The organism is Peribacillus sp. SRI_006 (genome assembly GCF_057586375.1).
Genome location: NZ_JBYCZT010000002.1, coordinates 150,250 through 167,886 on the forward strand (window position 1 = coordinate 150,250; position 17,637 = coordinate 167,886).

Annotated in this window: 15 protein-coding genes; 14 read left to right on the forward strand and 1 reads right to left on the reverse strand. The window is 42.5% G+C overall.

Features of this window, described 5'->3' with window-relative positions:
• The first annotated feature begins 64 nt into the window (after positions 1 to 64).
• The 3 genes from AC2YHV_RS03045 to AC2YHV_RS03055 are packed head-to-tail and all read left to right on the forward strand — an operon-like array spanning position 65 to position 3,697.
• Positions 65 to 1,522 carry a spore germination protein gene (locus AC2YHV_RS03045; RefSeq protein ID WP_487372550.1) on the forward strand — a complete coding sequence of 486 codons (1,458 nt, stop codon included), beginning with the start codon at positions 65 to 67 and terminating at the stop codon, positions 1,520 to 1,522.
• On the forward strand, positions 1,494 to 2,588 hold the full coding sequence (locus tag AC2YHV_RS03050; protein ID WP_487372551.1) for a GerAB/ArcD/ProY family transporter: 1,095 nt from the start codon (positions 1,494 to 1,496) through the stop codon (positions 2,586 to 2,588). Before AC2YHV_RS03045 ends, AC2YHV_RS03050 begins: the two co-directional genes overlap by 29 nt.
• The gene (locus tag AC2YHV_RS03055) at positions 2,585 to 3,697 is read left to right on the forward strand and encodes a Ger(x)C family spore germination protein (RefSeq protein ID WP_487372552.1); all 1,113 of its coding nucleotides are present in this window, start codon (positions 2,585 to 2,587) and stop codon (positions 3,695 to 3,697) included. The genes AC2YHV_RS03050 and AC2YHV_RS03055 overlap by 4 nt, the downstream gene beginning before the upstream one ends.
• A gap of 93 nt (positions 3,698 to 3,790) precedes the next feature.
• On the opposite strand, the gene AC2YHV_RS03060 is transcribed toward AC2YHV_RS03055, so the two are convergent.
• The gene (locus tag AC2YHV_RS03060) at positions 3,791 to 5,239 is read right to left on the reverse strand and encodes a flavin monoamine oxidase family protein (RefSeq protein ID WP_487372670.1); all 1,449 of its coding nucleotides are present in this window, start codon (positions 5,237 to 5,239) and stop codon (positions 3,791 to 3,793) included.
• 362 nt (positions 5,240 to 5,601) lie between these two features.
• On the opposite strand from AC2YHV_RS03060, the gene AC2YHV_RS03065 reads away from it, so the two are divergent.
• The 11 genes from AC2YHV_RS03065 (at position 5,602) to AC2YHV_RS03115 (ending at position 17,469) form a co-directional block, all read left to right on the forward strand.
• Complete coding sequence (locus AC2YHV_RS03065; RefSeq protein WP_487372553.1) at positions 5,602 to 6,963, forward strand: cytochrome ubiquinol oxidase subunit I; 1,362 nt, start codon at positions 5,602 to 5,604, stop codon at positions 6,961 to 6,963.
• Between the two features lie 15 nt (positions 6,964 to 6,978).
• Positions 6,979 to 8,025, forward strand: coding sequence for a cytochrome d ubiquinol oxidase subunit II (locus tag AC2YHV_RS03070; RefSeq protein WP_063576332.1), 1,047 nt, complete (start codon positions 6,979 to 6,981; stop codon positions 8,023 to 8,025).
• A gap of 28 nt (positions 8,026 to 8,053) precedes the next feature.
• Positions 8,054 to 8,809: a hypothetical protein gene (locus AC2YHV_RS03075; protein ID WP_487372554.1), complete on the forward strand. Its 756-nt coding sequence runs from the start codon at positions 8,054 to 8,056 to the stop codon at positions 8,807 to 8,809.
• A gap of 151 nt (positions 8,810 to 8,960) precedes the next feature.
• Positions 8,961 to 9,626, forward strand: coding sequence for a TetR/AcrR family transcriptional regulator (locus tag AC2YHV_RS03080; protein ID WP_057277749.1), 666 nt, complete (start codon positions 8,961 to 8,963; stop codon positions 9,624 to 9,626).
• Between the two features lie 60 nt (positions 9,627 to 9,686).
• A complete protein-coding gene (locus tag AC2YHV_RS03085; protein ID WP_487372555.1) occupies positions 9,687 to 10,829 on the forward strand; it encodes an acyl-CoA dehydrogenase in 1,143 nt (380 codons plus the stop codon).
• Between the two features lie 124 nt (positions 10,830 to 10,953).
• On the forward strand, positions 10,954 to 12,591 hold the full coding sequence (locus AC2YHV_RS03090) for an AMP-binding protein (protein ID WP_487372671.1): 1,638 nt from the start codon (positions 10,954 to 10,956) through the stop codon (positions 12,589 to 12,591).
• 12 nt (positions 12,592 to 12,603) lie between these two features.
• Positions 12,604 to 13,953, forward strand: a complete 1,350-nt coding sequence (locus tag AC2YHV_RS03095) for an acetyl-CoA carboxylase biotin carboxylase subunit (protein ID WP_063576330.1) — start codon at positions 12,604 to 12,606, stop codon at positions 13,951 to 13,953.
• A gap of 31 nt (positions 13,954 to 13,984) precedes the next feature.
• Positions 13,985 to 14,197, forward strand: a complete 213-nt coding sequence (locus AC2YHV_RS03100; RefSeq protein WP_034312225.1) for an acetyl-CoA carboxylase biotin carboxyl carrier protein subunit — start codon at positions 13,985 to 13,987, stop codon at positions 14,195 to 14,197.
• A 14-nt stretch (positions 14,198 to 14,211) separates the two neighbouring features.
• Positions 14,212 to 15,114: a hydroxymethylglutaryl-CoA lyase gene (locus AC2YHV_RS03105; protein WP_487372556.1), complete on the forward strand. Its 903-nt coding sequence runs from the start codon at positions 14,212 to 14,214 to the stop codon at positions 15,112 to 15,114.
• A 19-nt stretch (positions 15,115 to 15,133) separates the two neighbouring features.
• Positions 15,134 to 15,916 carry an enoyl-CoA hydratase gene (locus AC2YHV_RS03110; protein WP_487372557.1) on the forward strand — a complete coding sequence of 261 codons (783 nt, stop codon included), beginning with the start codon at positions 15,134 to 15,136 and terminating at the stop codon, positions 15,914 to 15,916.
• A gap of 23 nt (positions 15,917 to 15,939) precedes the next feature.
• The gene (locus tag AC2YHV_RS03115) at positions 15,940 to 17,469 is read left to right on the forward strand and encodes an acyl-CoA carboxylase subunit beta (protein WP_487372558.1); all 1,530 of its coding nucleotides are present in this window, start codon (positions 15,940 to 15,942) and stop codon (positions 17,467 to 17,469) included.
• Positions 17,470 to 17,637: the final 168 nt, after the last annotated feature.

Sequence of the window (17,637 nt, forward strand, 5' to 3'; positions counted from 1 at the left end):
TAAAAAAATTGTAAATAGAGGAAACTGAGAATATAAAAACCCCATTTAACCAAAGGAGTTCACCATGAAAAGTAAACCCTTGCATATTAAATTGGATCAAAAGCAGGAAGAATTGAAATCTGAATTGGATATGCAGGATGATGTAGTATTTAAACAGATATTCATTCCCGGTTATGAAGTTTCGGGATTATTCGTATTTGTCAATGGAACGATGGATTATCCTGCATTCAATGAGATTGTCCTGGATCTATCGGCTGCCCAGGTTGAAACCAGGCATCGGGTTTCTATCGAACAGCTGGTCATTTCCAAAATCTGTTCAGTCAGGGAACAGGATGATGTTGAAACATATGAAACAGCCAAAGAGCATATTTTTGACGGGAAAACGCTTTTATTTTTAGATGGAATTGTAAATGGCTATGTCTTGAATCTGGAAAAGGAAAAAAAACGTACACTGGGTGAACCTTCAACAGAGAGGGTTGTCAGGGGACCGAAGCTTGGGTTTATCGAAAGTCTTCAAGAAAATATCGGCTTGATAAGGCAATATTCGAACCATCCCAACCTTATCGTCCAACAACAGAAGTTCGGGACGATGGAAAAACGGGAAGTTGCATTGATCTATTATGAAGGAAAAGCTAGTGATTCTTTGCTAAAAGAAGTGAATAAACGGATATATGAAGTGAAAGCTACTGATCTCCAAGACTCGGGGATGCTTGAGGAATTAATTGAAGATACAGCTTTAACCCCTTTCCCGCAAATCCAAAATACGGAGCGTCCGGATAAAGTATTGGCTGCACTGCAGGAGGGAAGGGTGGTCATCATGGTTGACGGATCGCCATTTGCTTTGATGGCACCAACGACGATCACGATGCTGCTGCAGTCACCGGATGATTATTATGAAAGGTGGGTAGCGGGTTCTTTTTTACGTATACTTCGCTATTTATCTTTATTTGTTACCGTATTTCTTTCAGGGATTTATATATCCTTGGTTTCGTTCAACCCTGGATTGCTTCCGTCAGAACTGGCGATGACCATCGCGGGTACAAGGGAGAACGTGCCATTTCCGCCGTTTGTTGAAGCCATCATCATGGAAGTAACGATTGAACTGCTTCGCGAAGCAGGGATTCGGCTCCCATCGCCCATTGGTCAAACGGTTGGATTGGTTGGCGGGGTAATTATTGGACAAGCGGCAGTTCAAGCCAATATTGTAAGTTCCCTCATGGTCATAATCGTTTCGATCACGACGATTACCTCTTTTACGGTCCCGCAATATAGCTTTGGACTGGCGTTCAGGGCATTAAGGTTCGGGGCGATGATTTTTGCCGCCGTTTTAGGTTTATACGGAACTACATTATTCTTTATCATCGTTATCAGCCATTTGTCAAAATTGACGAGTTTCCAAGAACCTTATTTTCAACCAATGGATTTTATCGGTAAAAAGACCTGGAAGGATGCGTTCCTACGGTTACCGAAGCGGAAAAAGGGGGGGAATTCTTTTGAGCCAATCCGACGGCAAAATTCTTAGTGGCGAATTGGCAGCGATCATTTCATGCAGCATGCTAGGAATTGGAATGCTGACGCTTCCAAGGACGATAACGGAAAAAATCAATTCGACCGATGGATGGATCGTCTTGATTTTAACTGGGATCGCTATAGCCCTTTTAATATGCTTATTAGTTGTTCTGTTAAAAAAACATAAGGTCGCTAACTATTACACGTACATGGAGGAGGCCTATGGAAAATGGCTCTCCAAACTTATTGGGTTGGTCGTGGTGGTGTACTTTATTGGCGTGGCCAGCTTTGAAGTTCTTGCGATGAGTGAAATGGTCCGGTTTTATTTGTTGGAAGAAACACCAGTTGAAATCGTGATACTTTCCATGATTTTAGCGAGTGTCCATCTTGTGACAGGCAAAATAAAAGCCATAGCAAAGGCTTGTGTCTTCTTTCTTCCTTTGACAATCGTCATCGTCTTGCTCATTTATTTGTTCAGTCTCAGGGTAGTCGAGTTAAAAAATCTCCAGCCTGTTCTTGCGAAAGGATTTCTACCTGTCATGAAAGGAATGGGCTCCGGAACTTTGTCTTTTTTTGGAATTGAACTTTTCATCTTTTTGTTTGGCGTCGTTAAAAATCAAAACAAAGTAAGAAATGGCGTTTTAATCGGTTTTTTCATCCCGCTGATTTTGTATGTGATTACATATGTATTGGTCGTGGCTACGCTGACCGTCCCGGAAGTCAAAGCGGTTACTTGGCCAACCATTTCTTTTGTTCAATCCTTTGAAGTAACAGGGATATTTTTAGAGCGTATGGAGTTATTTCTCTTAATCACCTGGATTCTTCAGTTTTTTTTAACACATGCAATTTACTTTTACTTTGCAGCAGAAGGAATGACGAAAATATTTAGCAATTCATATACAACGAACCTTATTGTTTTGGTTCCCGTCGTTTTTTTTCTGGCCAAGATCCCTAAAGATACAATTGACATTTTTAAAATGAGTGATTTACTTGGATATCTTTTTCCCATTATATTAATTGGCTTGCCCATTATTACATTCGTAATCGTTCAAGTGAAAAGGAGCAGAAGAAGCGGATGAAAAGATTATGGTTGATCTTGCTTATTCCTTTGCTTTCAGGCTGTTGGGACAGTGAAAATATAGAAGAATTATCCCTTGTAGTTGGAGTGGGGATCGATAAAGGCAAAAAGGATGACGAAATCATGTTAACACAGCAAATTCTGGTGCCTCCAGGAAATAGTGTTCAGGAGAATCAGACGCAATTAAAATATAAAAATGTTACCGTCAGTGCCAAAACGCTGCATGAAGCAATTAGGGATTCTTTACTCATAACCAATACGGTATTAACCAATCATCAGCGTATCATCCTCATTAATGAAGATGTATTAAGGAAAATCCCGATGGAAGCGATCATTAATCAGTCAATACGCGATAATAATACTAGAAGAAGCTGTCATGTTTATTTAACGAAAAGACCGACGAAAGAAATTTTGGGACGATCCGAAGATGGGGAGATCCCTTCGAATGTAATCTATGAATTGAAAGATAATGAGAACAGAACGAATAAGATACTTCCTCCTTTAACACTTGGCAAAGCATCCTCAAATTTGCAATCAGATGGAAGCTTTGCCATTCAGGCCGTTGATATTAGGGGCAGGAAATTAATTTTGGAGGGTGCAGGCATTATCAACAATTCAAAGTTGGTCGGAATCATGAATGATGAAGATATAGCTGCATTAAATTGGCTGAACGGAGAAGTAAAGGGCGGAATAATCGAAGCGGTCCAACACGGTAAGCCTTTAAGTGTGGAAGTGATCAATAGGACAAGGAGGAAAATCACGACGGAATTGAACGGTGATCATTTGACGATCAATATTAAGGTCGGGTACACAGCAAGACTTTCGGAAGATTGGTATGGTAAGGAGAATTCTTTTGAAAAAGCCTATTTAAAAGAGGTTGAGCGTATTGCCGAGGATGAAGTGAAAAAGGATGTCAAAAAAATCGTATACAAATTACAGCATGAATATAAAACAGGGGTAGCAGGATTGTATCGTTATGTGGAAAATCAGCATCCGAAGTTTTGGGAGAAAAATAAGCGGAAATGGGACGAAGTTTTCAGTAAAGCTGATATAAATTATGAAGTGGAAATAAGGATCGTAGACTTCGGTTCAAAAGGTGGGATAAAGTGAATGGGCATAAGAATTTAAAACCTTCCAAATGGAAGGTTTTTTGTCAGTGTTCTTTGTTGATGAGGTTACTTAATAGCCAAGGAAATGGTCCATTCAAGGCCCACCTAAAGTTCTAGGCAGATTCGTCACTTCATGTGCAACCCTGATTCCGGATTGAATGGCTCCTTCAATCCATGCTGGTACGGTTGATGTATGCTCTCCAGCGAAGTGGACCCTTCCTTCAGGAGTTGGGATGTATGGAAACAAGTCCGTTTCCTGACCAGGCTTAAACATGGAGAAAGCGCCGTAGGAATACTGATTCAATGTCCAGCTATAAGAAGCTCCTGATAAAAAATGATCATATACTTGATTACCATGGATCACTGCCAAATTTTTCAATGCGTGTTGTATGCGATCTTTTTCCGGTAGGATATCCCATAAAGTGGCATCATCTTCCCATGTATAACTTGCTAAGATGAGACCGGATTCACTCTGGTTGCTCGTTTGGCTGGGATAATAAGAAAATCTAATAGGTAAATCTGTCGTCAATTTACCGCCGAAGATTCCTTCCTTTTCCCAAAACCTATGAGTGAATTGAAGTCCAATTTTTGTGGAAGCAGCATAATGGAGTTCCCTTATTGCCTTCCACTTATTATGGGAAAAGGAATTCCTGGGATCAATATCTATAAATTGCAGCAATTGAAGAGGGATTGTCACGATGGCAAGATCACCGGTAACCGTTAAGGGGTTTTGACTTTGAGTATGTTTGGAATGGATGGTGACTTGATTATCATGTTGGATGATCTTTGTCACTTCATATCTGAAGATTAAATTATCCTTCAATTCCGATAGAAAGGCATAAGGAAGCCGGTCGTTACCTCCTTCGATTGAAAAAAATTTCACGTCTGGATTAAAGAGCGGCATAAGCTCCCGAAGTATGGCCGGAAAAGAAAGTTCCGGGAATCCTTCTAAACCCATCAGGACTTTGATGCTTTCAATCGCTCCTGTTGATAGACTGATTCCGACTGGATTGTACTGCAAAAAGAAGCTCATGGAGTATTTATCAAACTCTTTAATGACTATTTCCCAATTTCTACGTGGATTTTGAATGATGAAGTCAGTCACAGGCTTGATTGCCATGTTAAGTAATTCTTCAGCTGTTTTACCTCTTTCATGGGGAGCTACAGGGTACCTCAGTATATCCGGGTTCTGCTGATATATGGCAGCGGTCGTCTTGATTCCATTGGCATAAATGGGATCATTAGGAGTCGCATTCACAAAGGTGTTGACTCGTAGACCATACTTCTTGATGTATTCAGCAACTAAGTAATGATAATTAGGAATGCGCATGGCACCGGCTTCAAGGTAGGAACCTTCTAAAAATGGCTCCCGTATGGTCAAAACACGCCCTCCGACCCTCCCGGTTGCTTCCAATATCGTAACATCGTGCCCCGCTTGTTTTAAAAGGGATGCTGCAACCAACCCAGACATGCCTGCACCAATGATAATGATTTTTTTGGGGATTGGGGTAGGCCCCAGGCCATTTCTGATCACAGCCAGCATTTGTTCGGGTGATAACGGATCTTTGGTAAAGGACAAAATGTTTTTCTCCTCTCTTGTTACACTTTCTATATGGGATTTACGCTATCTTATTCCGATTGGGTCACCATTTATGAAGGATATTCAATAATTTGTCATCTAAATGCTTAGTAAAAATTTTTCTTAGTGCATGGGTGAATTCCACGTAATATATATACCAAAAATAACCTCGATAGAATATATTCTAAACAATCATCCAAAAACATCATTAAGTGAATACCGAGCTTCTGCAATACCTATGAAAAATTAGTTTGTGGAATATTATTAAATATTTTCCTTTACAGAGGAGATACTACCAAGAGACAAAGGGTAGAAAGGAAGACAGTATGGATCATATACAAATGGCCCGCGCAATGTTCGGGACGAATATGGCTGTACATATCATATTTGCAACAATTGGCGTCGGGTTGCCGATGATGATGTTGGCAGCGGAATTGATGTATCAAAGGACAAAGGATTTACAGTATGTCGTCATGGCTAAACGCTGGACCAAAACATTAGGGGTTTTACTTGGGGTCGGGATTCCGACTGGTACGATTGCGGGTGTGCAGCTGTCACTATTATGGCCTGGGTTCATGGAAGTGATAGGACGTGTCATGGCGCTTCCATTCCAAATCGAGATTTATGCATTCATGGTTGAAGCGCTGTTCATGTCAATCTATGTGTATGCTGCTGAAAAAATCAAGCCATGGGCCCGAATCGTGAGTTTATTCTTTGTTGCATTCGGAGCATTGGCTTCGGCTGTTTTGATTTCGAATGTCCATGCTTTTGAAGGGACACCTGCTGGGTTCCGGTTTGAAAATGGGGAAATCGTCGATGTCGATCCTTGGGCGGCATTTTTTAACCCAAGTTTCTTGGTGACGGCAGGTCATACGGCCCTGACTGCTTATACTACAGGCGCTTTTGTCGTGGCGTCCGTCGCAGCCTATAAGATGCTGAAAAATAAATATGGCACTGCTGAATTTAATTTTCACCAAAAAGCACTGAGGCTCAGTATTGTCTTGGGCTTGGTTTTTTCGTTTTTGACGGCATTGAACGGTCATGCGACTACGCAGCATTTATATAGGGAACAGCCGGAAAAACTGGCAGCTGCAGAAGGGTTGTTTGAAACACAGGACCATGCCGGACTTACCTTGTTCGGTTATACCGATAGGGAAGCTCAGGAAGTTAAGTATGGGATTGAATTTCCATGGTTATTAAGTTTTCTATCTGGTAATAGCTTTGATACGGTTGTGACCGGTTTGAATGATTTTCCGGAAGAGTATTGGCCGCCGCTTTATGTCCATATCTTATTCAATGCCATGGTCATGATTGGTTCAGGCTTAATCGCGTTGGCACTGTTTTCATTGGTATGGAATAAATGGCTGAAAAAGGAGACATATCCGAAATGGATTCTTTGGCTGTTTGTTGCATCAGGGCCGCTTTCGGTGATTTCGATAGAATGCGGTTGGATTTTTGCCTGTACCGGCAGACAGCCTTGGACGATATACAGGATGCTGACAACGGAGGATTCAGTCACTTCGTACGAAAACCTTGGATTCTTATTCACGATGTTCATTATCGTATATATCATTTTATGCGTTTCTGTCGTGTTTACACTTTTGTATTATTTCAAACGTCATTCCGTAATGGATGATATATATAAAGCCGAACAGAAAGGTGTAAGACTTTTCGATTCGAATTCATAAAAGGGGGGAAGGCGAATGAGTGATGCTCTTCTTGCAATAACACTGGTCTGGGGCTTTATTTTCCTTTATGCCATCATGGCCTCTATGGATTTTGGCGCGGGCTTCTGGGCAATGACTTACATTAAAAAGGAAGAGACGAATGCTACCAAGATAGCGAATAGCTATTTATCACCAACTTGGGAAGTGACGAATACTTTTGTGGTTGGTCTTGTCATTGCGATTTACAGTTTATTCCCAGGTGCGGTATTCCCGATTGGGGTAGCCTTGATCGTTCCCGCGAGCCTGATATTGGTTCTGCTATGTATTAGGAGTGCTTTCTTGGTTTTCTCGCATAGCGTTGATAAATATGAAAAAGCGTTAACGTATATCTCAGGATTGACGGGATTGATCATACCGGGGCTATTAATCAGCGTATTGCCAATCACTCATCTTGGGTTTGTCGAAGGTGTGAGAGGAAATGAAGAATTGAATTTATCTAAACTTTTCACGAGTCCGAATGAGTATGCATTTGTGGGATTCGGCATTATGAGCACGCTTTTTTTATCTTCTTTGCTCCTGTCCGATTACTCAAAACAGGCCGATGAAATGAAAGCATACAAAATATATCGCAGGGATGCGATGATAACGGGACCGCTTATGTTGGTCATGGCTCTGCTGGTCATGCTCACGTTAAGAAACGAAGCGAACTGGATTTACCAAGAAATGATGAAAAACTCTGCATTGTTATTCATCTCGCTCATTTTTTTCATCATTAGCGGGATAGCACTGTACCTACCCTATTTTTCTAAGCAGGAGGTTAAAGGGATGCCACGCCTCGCTGTCATTGCGATTATCATACAGTATTTAATCGGCAGTTATGTTTATGGTATCGCTCATTTACCTTACATCATCTATCCAAATGTCACGATTCTATCAGGATTTACCGATCCAACCTCATTCCGGGCCGTGTTTGCCACGTATATCGTGGGCTTTGCAATATTAGTCCCTGGGTTCTATTATTTCTGGTCCATCTTCATGAAAGATCAGCGTCGAAAGTTCAAACGGCGACAAATGTCAAATTAGTACATCTTTGAAAAGAGAGGTTATCACTATGAAAAAGTTAGATCTGCTAAAATATGCGGTTTTAGTCATCTCACTATTTTTGAGCTATCAAGCGGTTGAAGCGCATGATAAAAATTTTCAGGTGGATGGCACATATATTTCAACTAAAAGAGATGTAACAGGTGACCAGAAAATAGACATCATCCAGGTTCAGGGACTGCCTTATGAGGAAGGTAGTAAGTTTCTGAAAAAAATTGAGTTAAGTGTGGAAAGCAATCGCCGTATAATCGACGTCCCGCTTGAAGCTGGGTATAATCCAGATCTAAAGGTTGCCGACTTGAATGATGATGGGGTCCAGGATGTATTGGTTACGGTTTTGATGGAAGGTAGAGAGCGGTTGATATCCAGTTACGCCTATTCATTCAAGGATGGAAAAGTGAAGGAGCTTGAAGTACCGCCATCCGTTCCTGTAATGGCACAATTTCTGGACGGATACAAAGCGGAAATCATTATTGAAGGTCAAAAACCTGTGGTGATGGATGTCAGTTCCAGAAAACAAGCTTATGATAAATTGGGCATTTATCTAAATGGAAAACTAAATGAACCGACAGAGCTTTTGGTTGATCCATACTCTTCACTGGATTTCAAGACCGTTTTAGGAAAAGGAAAAGCGCTTATCGGAATCCAAAATGTAAAAGGGTCCGATGAGCGTGATCCGATACTGGAGATCAAATCAGTGTGGAAATATAATAATGGATGGCAGCTTGTAAAAGCCCAAGTTAAACCGGTCAAGGGTAGTAAATGACATGGTATCGACCGCTTCTTAAATAAACTGGATTGACGGCTCTTGGTTTTGAGGGCTGTTTTTTTGTTGATAATTAAAAATTGACAATTTTTAATTATTTGGTAAAATCTAAATAAATCCAGTTTATACATAATCAAGCTCTTTATACTGGATGGAATGTAAGCGGATACAAAGGGGGTGCAGTCTTACGGAGTTAAAAGAAAAAATAATTGAAACATCGTTGACGCTCTTCGATCAGCATGGTTTTCATGGTGTCTCCGTCAACGAAATCGTTAAGGCATGCGGAACTAGCAAAGGTGGTTTTTATCACCATTTCTCTTCCAAAGATGAACTCTTATTTGTCATCCATGATTACTTTATTTCATATGTTTTAATAAAAGCACAGGAAGCCATTTCAGAAAGTACCCATCCAACAGAAAAAATGCAAAAGATCATTCAATCATTTGTTAAAGTTTTTGACCTCTATAAACCACACATCTCAGTTTTCTATCAAGAAAGCATTTACTTAAAACCACCTTATGTTGAAGCAATCAAAAAAAAGCGTCAAACGTATAAAGAAATCATTTTTTCCGTTATCAAAGAAGGTATTGACAAGGGAGTATTCCGCAGCGAATTGCCAGTGGAAATTACCGGAATGTCAATTCTGGGCATGGTGAACTGGTCCTACAAATGGTACAAAAGGGACGGCGGAAAAACGATCGACGAAATCGGTGATATTTACGTGGATTTAATTCTGAATGCCCTATTGATAGATAAACAAAAAGAAGCGGAAATCACCCAGCCATTTTTACTGAAGAACCAAGTTGTTGTGGATTGAACAATCAACTTGATTTGTACAGACCAACTAGTCGGTCTCAATAGAAAGGGGAATGAACATATGGATTTTTCACTTACAAAAGAACAGCAAATGATTAAGGAAATGGTAAGGGAATTTGCTGAAAAGGAAATTAAACCGATTGCGATAGAGTTGGACGCAAAGTCCATGTTTGCGGAGGATGTATTCAAAAAAATGGGGAAACTCGGGTTGCTTGGAATTCCGTTTCCTGAAGAATATGGCGGTTCGGGCGGAGATACGATTTCGTATGCCATTGCCGTTGAAGAGATTGGCAAGGCGTGCGGGGGAACCGGCTTAAGTTATGCCGCAGCCGTTTCGCTCGGGGCAAGTCCAATTTACTATTTTGGAACCGAAGAACAGAAGCAAAAACATCTGGTTCCAATCACGACCGGTGAAACCCTGGCAGCTTTCGGGTTGACAGAGCCTAATGCGGGTTCCGATGCTGGCGGTACGAGAACGACTGCCGTGTTGGATGGTGATGAATATGTGATTAATGGCGAAAAAACATGGATAACAAATGCCAGCTATTCAAGAACGGTTACTGTCACTGCTGTATCGGGAAAAGATTCAAAGGGCAAAAACATCATCTCGGCATTCATCGTGCCAACCGATACCCAAGGGCTGACGATCAATAGCAATTATGAAAAAATGGGAGTCCGGGCTTCCAATACTTGTGAAATCATTCTGGATAATGTTCGGGTGCCAAAGGAAAATTTATTGGGAGATCCGGACAAAGGGTTCAAACAATTCCTATTCACGCTTGATGGAGGACGGATTTCCATTGCAGCTTTGGCCGTCGGTATCGCTCAGGCTGCCTTTGACAGAGCTTTAGCTTTTTCAAAAGAGCGCATCCAATTCGGTAAAACCATATCAAATTTCCAGGCCATTCAATTCAAGCTTGCAGACATGGCGATGGAGATCGAATTGGCGAGGAATATGGTATATAAGGCTGCATGGTTAAAAGACAATAAAAAACCTTTTGCAAAGGAAGCGGCATACGCCAAGCTCTTTGCTAGTGAGACCTCGTTCCGCGCCAGCAATCAAGCGATTCAAATACACGGCGGCTCTGGTTACATGCGTGAATATGAAGTGGAACGCTATTTAAGAGATGCTAAGTTATTGGAAATTGGTGAAGGCACATCCGAAATTCAAAGACTCGTTATCGCCAGGCAATTAGGCTGTTAATCTTTACGGAACGTAAAATGAACTTGATGCTTGGGGTTCATTTGGGTGAAAAGCAGATGTTATCTATACAGCAAAAAGCGTTCATTCTTACCTTTATTTGATTAGGAGGAGTTTGATGTCTGATTTGCTAGATGTTACGATCGGGAAATTGCTTGAAAGGACAGCTGAACAATACGGTGGTAATGAAGCAGTTGTGTACCATGAACTAGGCCTGCGCCATTCTTATCGCGAATTTGAAAAGATTTGCCGAAAGGCTGCCAGGGGGTTCATGTCACTGGATATTAAAAAAGGGGAACATATCGCCATTTGGGCATCCAATAAACCGGAATGGCTTATATCCCAATTTTCCACCGCGAAAATGGGCGGGGTGCTGGTGACGGTCAATACTAATTACCGCTCAAGTGAACTGGAATACCTGCTTAAGCAATCCGATTCGACGACGATCATCCTGATGGAACAATATAAGGATCATTCATATATAGATACGCTGTACGAAATCGTACCTGAATTGAAAAATGCAGAACCAGGAAAATTACAATCTGAGAAACTGCCAAAATTAAAAAATATCATCGTTTTAGGTGAAAAACGTTATCCCGGAACGTTTTCATGGGATGAAGTCATTAGCGGAGGCGAATCCGTTTCGGAGGAATCGCTCGATATGAGGATGGAGGAATTGGCTCCAGGTGATGTGATTAACATGCAATATACATCAGGGACGACAGGATTTCCAAAAGGAGTGATGCTGACGCATTCCAACTTGGTCAATAACGGATTGAATGTCGCAGAGTGCATGAAGCTGACCGAAGCCGACCGGCTATGCATCCCGGTTCCGTTTTTTCATTGTTTCGGCTGTTCCCTTGGTACGATGGCATCTGTTTCAGTTGGGGCAACAATGGTGCCGATTGTGGAATTTAATCCACACGTTGTCCTTCAGACAGTTGAAGCCGAAAAATGTACTGGGCTTCATGGTGTACCGACGATGTTCATTGCTGAACTTAATCTCGATGACTTTGACCAGTATGATTTAAGCTCGTTACGGACTGGTATCATGGCAGGCTCGACATGTCCGATTGAAGTCATGAAAAGCGTGGTGAATAAGATGGGCATCACGGAAATCACGATTACTTATGGTCAAACGGAATCTTCTCCAGGAATTACGATGACAAGAACGAACGATCCGATCGAACTTCGTGTTTCTTCAGTGGGAAGGGCTTTGCCGAAAGTGGAAGTGAAAATTGTCGATCCGGCTACAGGGGAGGAAGTCCCGCGGGGCATGCAGGGTGAACTCTGTTCGAGGGGATACCATGTAATGAAGGGTTATTATAATAACCCGGAAGCCACTGAGCAGGCGATTGACACGGAAGGCTGGCTTCATACGGGAGATTTGGCAGTGATGGATGAGAGGGGTTATTGCAAGATTACTGGCCGGCTGAAAGATATGATCATTCGCGGAGGGGAAAATATTTATCCCCGTGAGATTGAAGAATTCCTCTATCAACACCCTGCAATTGTCGATGTCCAGATACTCGGCGTTCCAGATCAGAAATATGGGGAAGAGGTAGCCGCATGGATCATTTTGAAAGCAGGAGAAACCCTTACGGAGAAAGAATTGATAGAGTATTGCAAAGGGAAAATATCTTTTCATAAAATTCCGCGTTACATTCAATTTACCGATGCTTATCCAATGACTGCATCCGGAAAAATCCAAAAGTATAAGCTTCGGCAGCAAACTCTTGACCTACTAACGGAACGCACTAAATAAGGAGGATATCGAATGATTCGAAAAATTCTTATCGCAAACAGGGGAGAAATAGCATCACGCATTATTCGTACATGCAAGAAGCTGGGAATACTTACTGTCGCTGTCCATTCGGAAGCAGATTCGGATTCGCCTTTTGTGGGATTGGCGGATGAGGCATATTTATTGGGTGGCCCGAGAGTGCAGGAAAGCTATTTAAACGTCAATAAGATTTTGGAAATAGCTAAGGAAACCGGAGCGGAGGCCATTCATCCTGGATATGGTTTTCTAAGTGAAAATGCAGATTTCGCACGTTCATGCGAAGAAGCCGGCTTGATATTCATTGGTCCCAAACCAGAGATCATTCAGCAAATGGGCAATAAAGTCGAGGCGAGGAAAAAGATGGAGCAAGCAGGACTTCCATTGGTGCCTGGATTTTCGCGACCGTTAATTGATAGTGCAGAAGCGGCAGCCGTTGCCGAAAAGATTGGCTATCCAGTGATGTTAAAAGCAGCAGCAGGCGGCGGCGGAATCGGCATGCAGGCCGTTGCTAATGAAGATGAACTAACCAAAGCCTTCGAAGGGAATCAAAAACGTGCCCAATTATTTTTTGGCAATGGAGATATGTTCATAGAAAAATTGATTGAGAAGCCTCGTCATATCGAAATTCAGGTATTGGCGGATTCCTTTGGGAATGCTGTTTACTTATGGGAAAGGGAATGCTCCGTTCAAAGGCGCCACCAGAAGGTCGTGGAAGAGGCTCCATCTTCTTTCCTTGACGAAGAAACAAGAAACAGGATGGGAATGGCTGCAGTGAAAGCGGTAAAATCCATCGGTTATAGCAATGCGGGCACACTCGAATTTTTAGTAGATGCAGATAAAAACTTTTATTTCTTGGAAATGAATACACGCCTTCAGGTAGAGCATCCTGTCACTGAAGAAATTACGGGACTGGACTTAGTCGAACAGCAAATTAAAATTGCATCGGGCAACAAATTGGATTTCACCCAAAGTGAGATTAAACAGGACGGACATTCCATTGAAGTCCGCATTTATGCTGAAGATCCGAAAACCTTTTATCCGGCACCGGGGAGAATCACCACCATGGAACTTCCGGAAGGTGAAGGGATCCGTCATGAATTGGCCGTTCATGGAACTTCGGTCGTATCCCACTTTTATGATCCGATGATCGCCAAATTGGTGGTGAGCGGCGACTCGAGGGATAATGCGATTGAGAGATTAAGAGAAGCGCTGGCAAGCTATAAAATCGAAGGAATTAAAACAAACCTTCCTTTGCTGATGGAAATAATTTCTCATGAGGCTTTTTCCAAAGGAGATACGACTACGGATTTCATTGCGAAATATATTCAAAAATTGACTGTATAACTTAAAACATAATGATCGGGAGGAAAATAAAATGGCAGAATTAAAGGCAAGCATGGCAGGAAGCGTTTGGAAAATCGTAGCAAATGAGGGGCAAAGTGTAACCGACGGACAGGATATCATTATCTTGGAATCGATGAAAATGGAAATCCCCATTGCAGCCGAGGAAGCTGGCACCATTAAAGAACTAAAAGTGAATGAAGGGGATTTCGTAAATGAAGGCGACGTTTTGGCCGTCATTGAATAAAGGGACGGAGGGGTATGATGAATTGGCCTGAAAAAGTGACAATTAAGGAAGTTGGACCCCGTGATGGGCTGCAAAATGAAAAGGTCATAATACCTGCACAAAGCAAAATGGAGTGGATCGATCAGCTCTCTGATACAGGATTATCTTATATAGAAGTGACTTCATTCGTACACCCAAAGTGGATTCCCCAATTGAGTGATGCCGTCCTGGTGGCTAAGGGAATAAAGCGCAAGCCTGGTATCACTTATGGGGCCCTTGTACCGAATCAAAGGGGACTGGAGTCGGCCCTTGACGCCAATATCGATGATATTTCCGTGTTCATGTCATCCAGTGAAACGCATAATCTAAAAAATATCAATAAGTCGATTTCCGATACCTTTCCAATATTGAAGGATGTCATCAGGACAGCAGCAAATAGCGGGAAAACGGTCAGGGGCTATGTTTCAACCGTTTTCGGCTGTCCGTATGAAGGGGAGGTTTCGACTGATCAGGTTTTCCGTGTTTGTGATCAACTTTTTGAATATGGCATCGATGAAGTCTCGTTGGGTGATACCATTGGGGTCGCGTCTCCAAGACAGGTTGCACTGTTCCTTGAACAGGCTGTAAAAAGATATGATATGAGCCAAATTGCCCTCCATTTTCATGATACAAGGGGAATGGCACTCGCAAATATCCTTGAATCACTAAATTATGGTATTGACACTTTCGACTCTTCGCTCGGAGGTTTAGGGGGCTGCCCGTATGCACCAGGAGCGAGCGGAAATGTGGCTACGGATGACCTGGTTCATATGCTACATAAAATGGGGATTCACACAGGAATCAATCCCGAAAAGCTATTGAAGGCTGCGGCCATGTTGCAAAGCTTTTTGGAAAAACCATTGCCTAGCCATCAGATGGCTGTAAATAACGCACAATAAGCGAAATCGAGGTGAATGTATGACTTCATTAGTTGATATAAGGTATGAAGAAAAGGGAATTGCCTTCGTGACCTTGAATCGGCCGGATGCTGCTAACGCTTTATCCACAGAATTGCTTCATTGCTTAATCGAAGGGCTGGATGAATTGAAGAGAGATTCCAATTTACGAACAGTCATTATAACGGGAGCAGGTGAAAAGGCGTTTTGTGCAGGTGCGGATCTTAAGGAAAGAGCGGGTATGAATGATGATAAGGTCAAGGAGACAGTCAAGTTGATCGGAGACACGATTACGGCTGTAGAAAACCTTCCAGTACCAGTCATCGCTGCGATCAACGGTTCGGCTTTTGGCGGTGGGCTGGAATTGGCACTCGCTTGTGACATACGCATCGCATCGGAAACGGCAAAGGTGGGGCTGACTGAAACGTCATTAGGCATCATCCCTGGTGCAGGCGGTACACAGCGACTGCCCCGGATAGTCGGAATGCCGACAGCGAAAGAACTGATTTATACGGCAAGGAGATTGGATGCAAAAACGGCACATGCCTTGAAAATCATCAGTCATGTATATTCACCCCAACATTTACTTGAGGAAGCGAAAAAATTGGCTAAGGAGATTGCGGTCAATGCCCCATTAGCACTCAGGGCTGCAAAAGCGGCGATCAATAAAGGGGCTGAGACCGACTTGAAAACAGGATTGCAAATTGAAAATGACTGCTATCAGACAACTTTAAAAACCCTTGACCGACTGGAGGGTCTGTCAGCATTCAAGGAAAAACGCAAACCGGTATATAGAGGCCAATGATTTCTATTGAAGGAGGAACAGGGATGGTAACGACGGATAAACTAACCGAAACGGTTGAAACGATTAAAAAAGGCGGTTTAGAAAAGTATCATCAAAAAAACGCTGAAAAAGGAAAGCTTTTCGTACGTGAACGTCTAGAGCTGCTTTTCGATGAAGGGGTAGAAATAGAGGACGCTTTCTTTGCCAATTGTGCAAGTGTTGGTCTGCCTGCTGATGGTGTAGTTACGGGCATCGGAAAAATCAATGGTCAAAGGGTCTGTGTCATGGCCAATGATTCGACTGTGAAAGCTGGATCCTGGGGAGCAAGGACCGTCGAGAAAATCATTCGCATTCAGGAAACAGCCGAAAAGTTACAGCTGCCCCTTCTTTATTTAGTCGATTCTGCCGGGGCACGAATTACGGATCAAGTAGAAATGTTTCCGGGCCGCCGCGGAGCTGGCCGCATCTTTTACAACCAAGTGAAGCTATCAGGAAAAGTCCCGCAAATTTGTCTATTGTTCGGTCCGTCTGCCGCCGGCGGGGCATATATTCCAGCTTTTTGTGATATTGTCGTAATGGTTGATGGCAATGCATCCATGTATTTAGGTTCACCGAGAATGGCAGAAATGGTCATTGGCGAAAAGGTGAGCGAAGAGGAAATGGGCGGGGCGAAAATGCATTGTTCCGTTTCAGGATGCGGCGATGTACTTGTCAAGTCGGAAGAAGAATCGATCGCGTTTGCGCGAAGGTACTTAAGCTATTTTCCAGGAAATTATCAAGAAAGACCTAAAAGCGTAAAACCTGAGCTGCCTGCGGATTTCGAAAAAACTTTGGAAGAACTGATTCCTAAAAATCAGAATGCAGCCTTCAATATGTATGACCTGATCGATAGGGTTATTGACAGGCAATCATTTTGTGAAATCAAGAAGCTATTTGCCCCTGAATTAATCACTGGGCTTGCAAGGCTAAATGGACAAACGATAGGGATCATAGCCAATCAGCCGCGAGTCAAGGGCGGCGTCCTGTTCCATGATTCAGCTGATAAGGCTGCCAAGTTCATCAACTTATGTGATGCTTTCCATATACCGCTGTTATTCCTGGTGGATATTCCAGGATTCATGATTGGGACGAAGGTCGAACGAGCAGGAATCATTCGCCATGGTGCGAAAATGATCTCGGCCATGAGTGAAGCCACTGTTCCCAAGATTTCCGTCATCGTCCGTAAAGCTTATGGTGCCGGACTATATGCGATGGCCGGTCCCGCCTTTGAACCGGACTGCGTTCTTGCCTTACCGACGGCATTGATAGCGGTCATGGGAGCTGAAGCTGCGGTCAATGCAGTTTATGCTAATAAAATCAATGCGATGGAACCAGAAGAGCGCCCTGAATTCATTGAACAGAAGCGCAATGAGTATAATGAAGATATCGATATTTACCGCTTAGCCTCTGAAATGATCGTTGATGGCATCATCCAGCCGAATGACCTGCGTGATGAATTGAGCGCGCGGTATGAAGCGTATAGCAGTAAGCAATTGACATTTACCGATCGTAAGCATGGGGTCTATCCCGTATAAAGTATTCCATGAAAAAAGCCCGGTTCATCATGACCGGGCTTTTCCATGGAATAAAATGAATGATTATTTAAATAATTAGAAAATTTTTCTGTTTTAGAGTTGCTAAATCACACAAGGAAGAGTACTATAATTAGTAATTAAAGATTTACTAATTACTTAATTCCATAC

What these genes read in the sequence shown, in the direction of transcription:
- AC2YHV_RS03095 (WP_063576330.1), top strand. Translation starts at nt 12,604, where the DNA reads ATGATTCGAAAAATTCTTATCGCAAACAGGGGAGAAATAGCATCACGC.
- AC2YHV_RS03070 (WP_063576332.1), top strand. Translation starts at nt 6,979, where the DNA reads ATGAGTGATGCTCTTCTTGCAATAACACTGGTCTGGGGCTTTATTTTC.
- AC2YHV_RS03080 (WP_057277749.1), top strand. Translation starts at nt 8,961, where the DNA reads ATGGAATGTAAGCGGATACAAAGGGGGTGCAGTCTTACGGAGTTAAAA.
- AC2YHV_RS03060 (WP_487372670.1), bottom strand. Translation starts at nt 5,239, where the DNA reads ATGCTGGCTGTGATCAGAAATGGCCTGGGGCCTACCCCAATCCCCAAA.
- AC2YHV_RS03100 (WP_034312225.1), top strand. Translation starts at nt 13,985, where the DNA reads ATGGCAGAATTAAAGGCAAGCATGGCAGGAAGCGTTTGGAAAATCGTA.
- AC2YHV_RS03075 (WP_487372554.1), top strand. Translation starts at nt 8,054, where the DNA reads ATGAAAAAGTTAGATCTGCTAAAATATGCGGTTTTAGTCATCTCACTA.
- AC2YHV_RS03110 (WP_487372557.1), top strand. Translation starts at nt 15,134, where the DNA reads ATGACTTCATTAGTTGATATAAGGTATGAAGAAAAGGGAATTGCCTTC.
- AC2YHV_RS03065 (WP_487372553.1), top strand. Translation starts at nt 5,602, where the DNA reads ATGGATCATATACAAATGGCCCGCGCAATGTTCGGGACGAATATGGCT.
- AC2YHV_RS03045 (WP_487372550.1), top strand. Translation starts at nt 65, where the DNA reads ATGAAAAGTAAACCCTTGCATATTAAATTGGATCAAAAGCAGGAAGAA.
- AC2YHV_RS03105 (WP_487372556.1), top strand. Translation starts at nt 14,212, where the DNA reads ATGATGAATTGGCCTGAAAAAGTGACAATTAAGGAAGTTGGACCCCGT.
- AC2YHV_RS03085 (WP_487372555.1), top strand. Translation starts at nt 9,687, where the DNA reads ATGGATTTTTCACTTACAAAAGAACAGCAAATGATTAAGGAAATGGTA.
- AC2YHV_RS03115 (WP_487372558.1), top strand. Translation starts at nt 15,940, where the DNA reads ATGGTAACGACGGATAAACTAACCGAAACGGTTGAAACGATTAAAAAA.
- AC2YHV_RS03055 (WP_487372552.1), top strand. Translation starts at nt 2,585, where the DNA reads ATGAAAAGATTATGGTTGATCTTGCTTATTCCTTTGCTTTCAGGCTGT.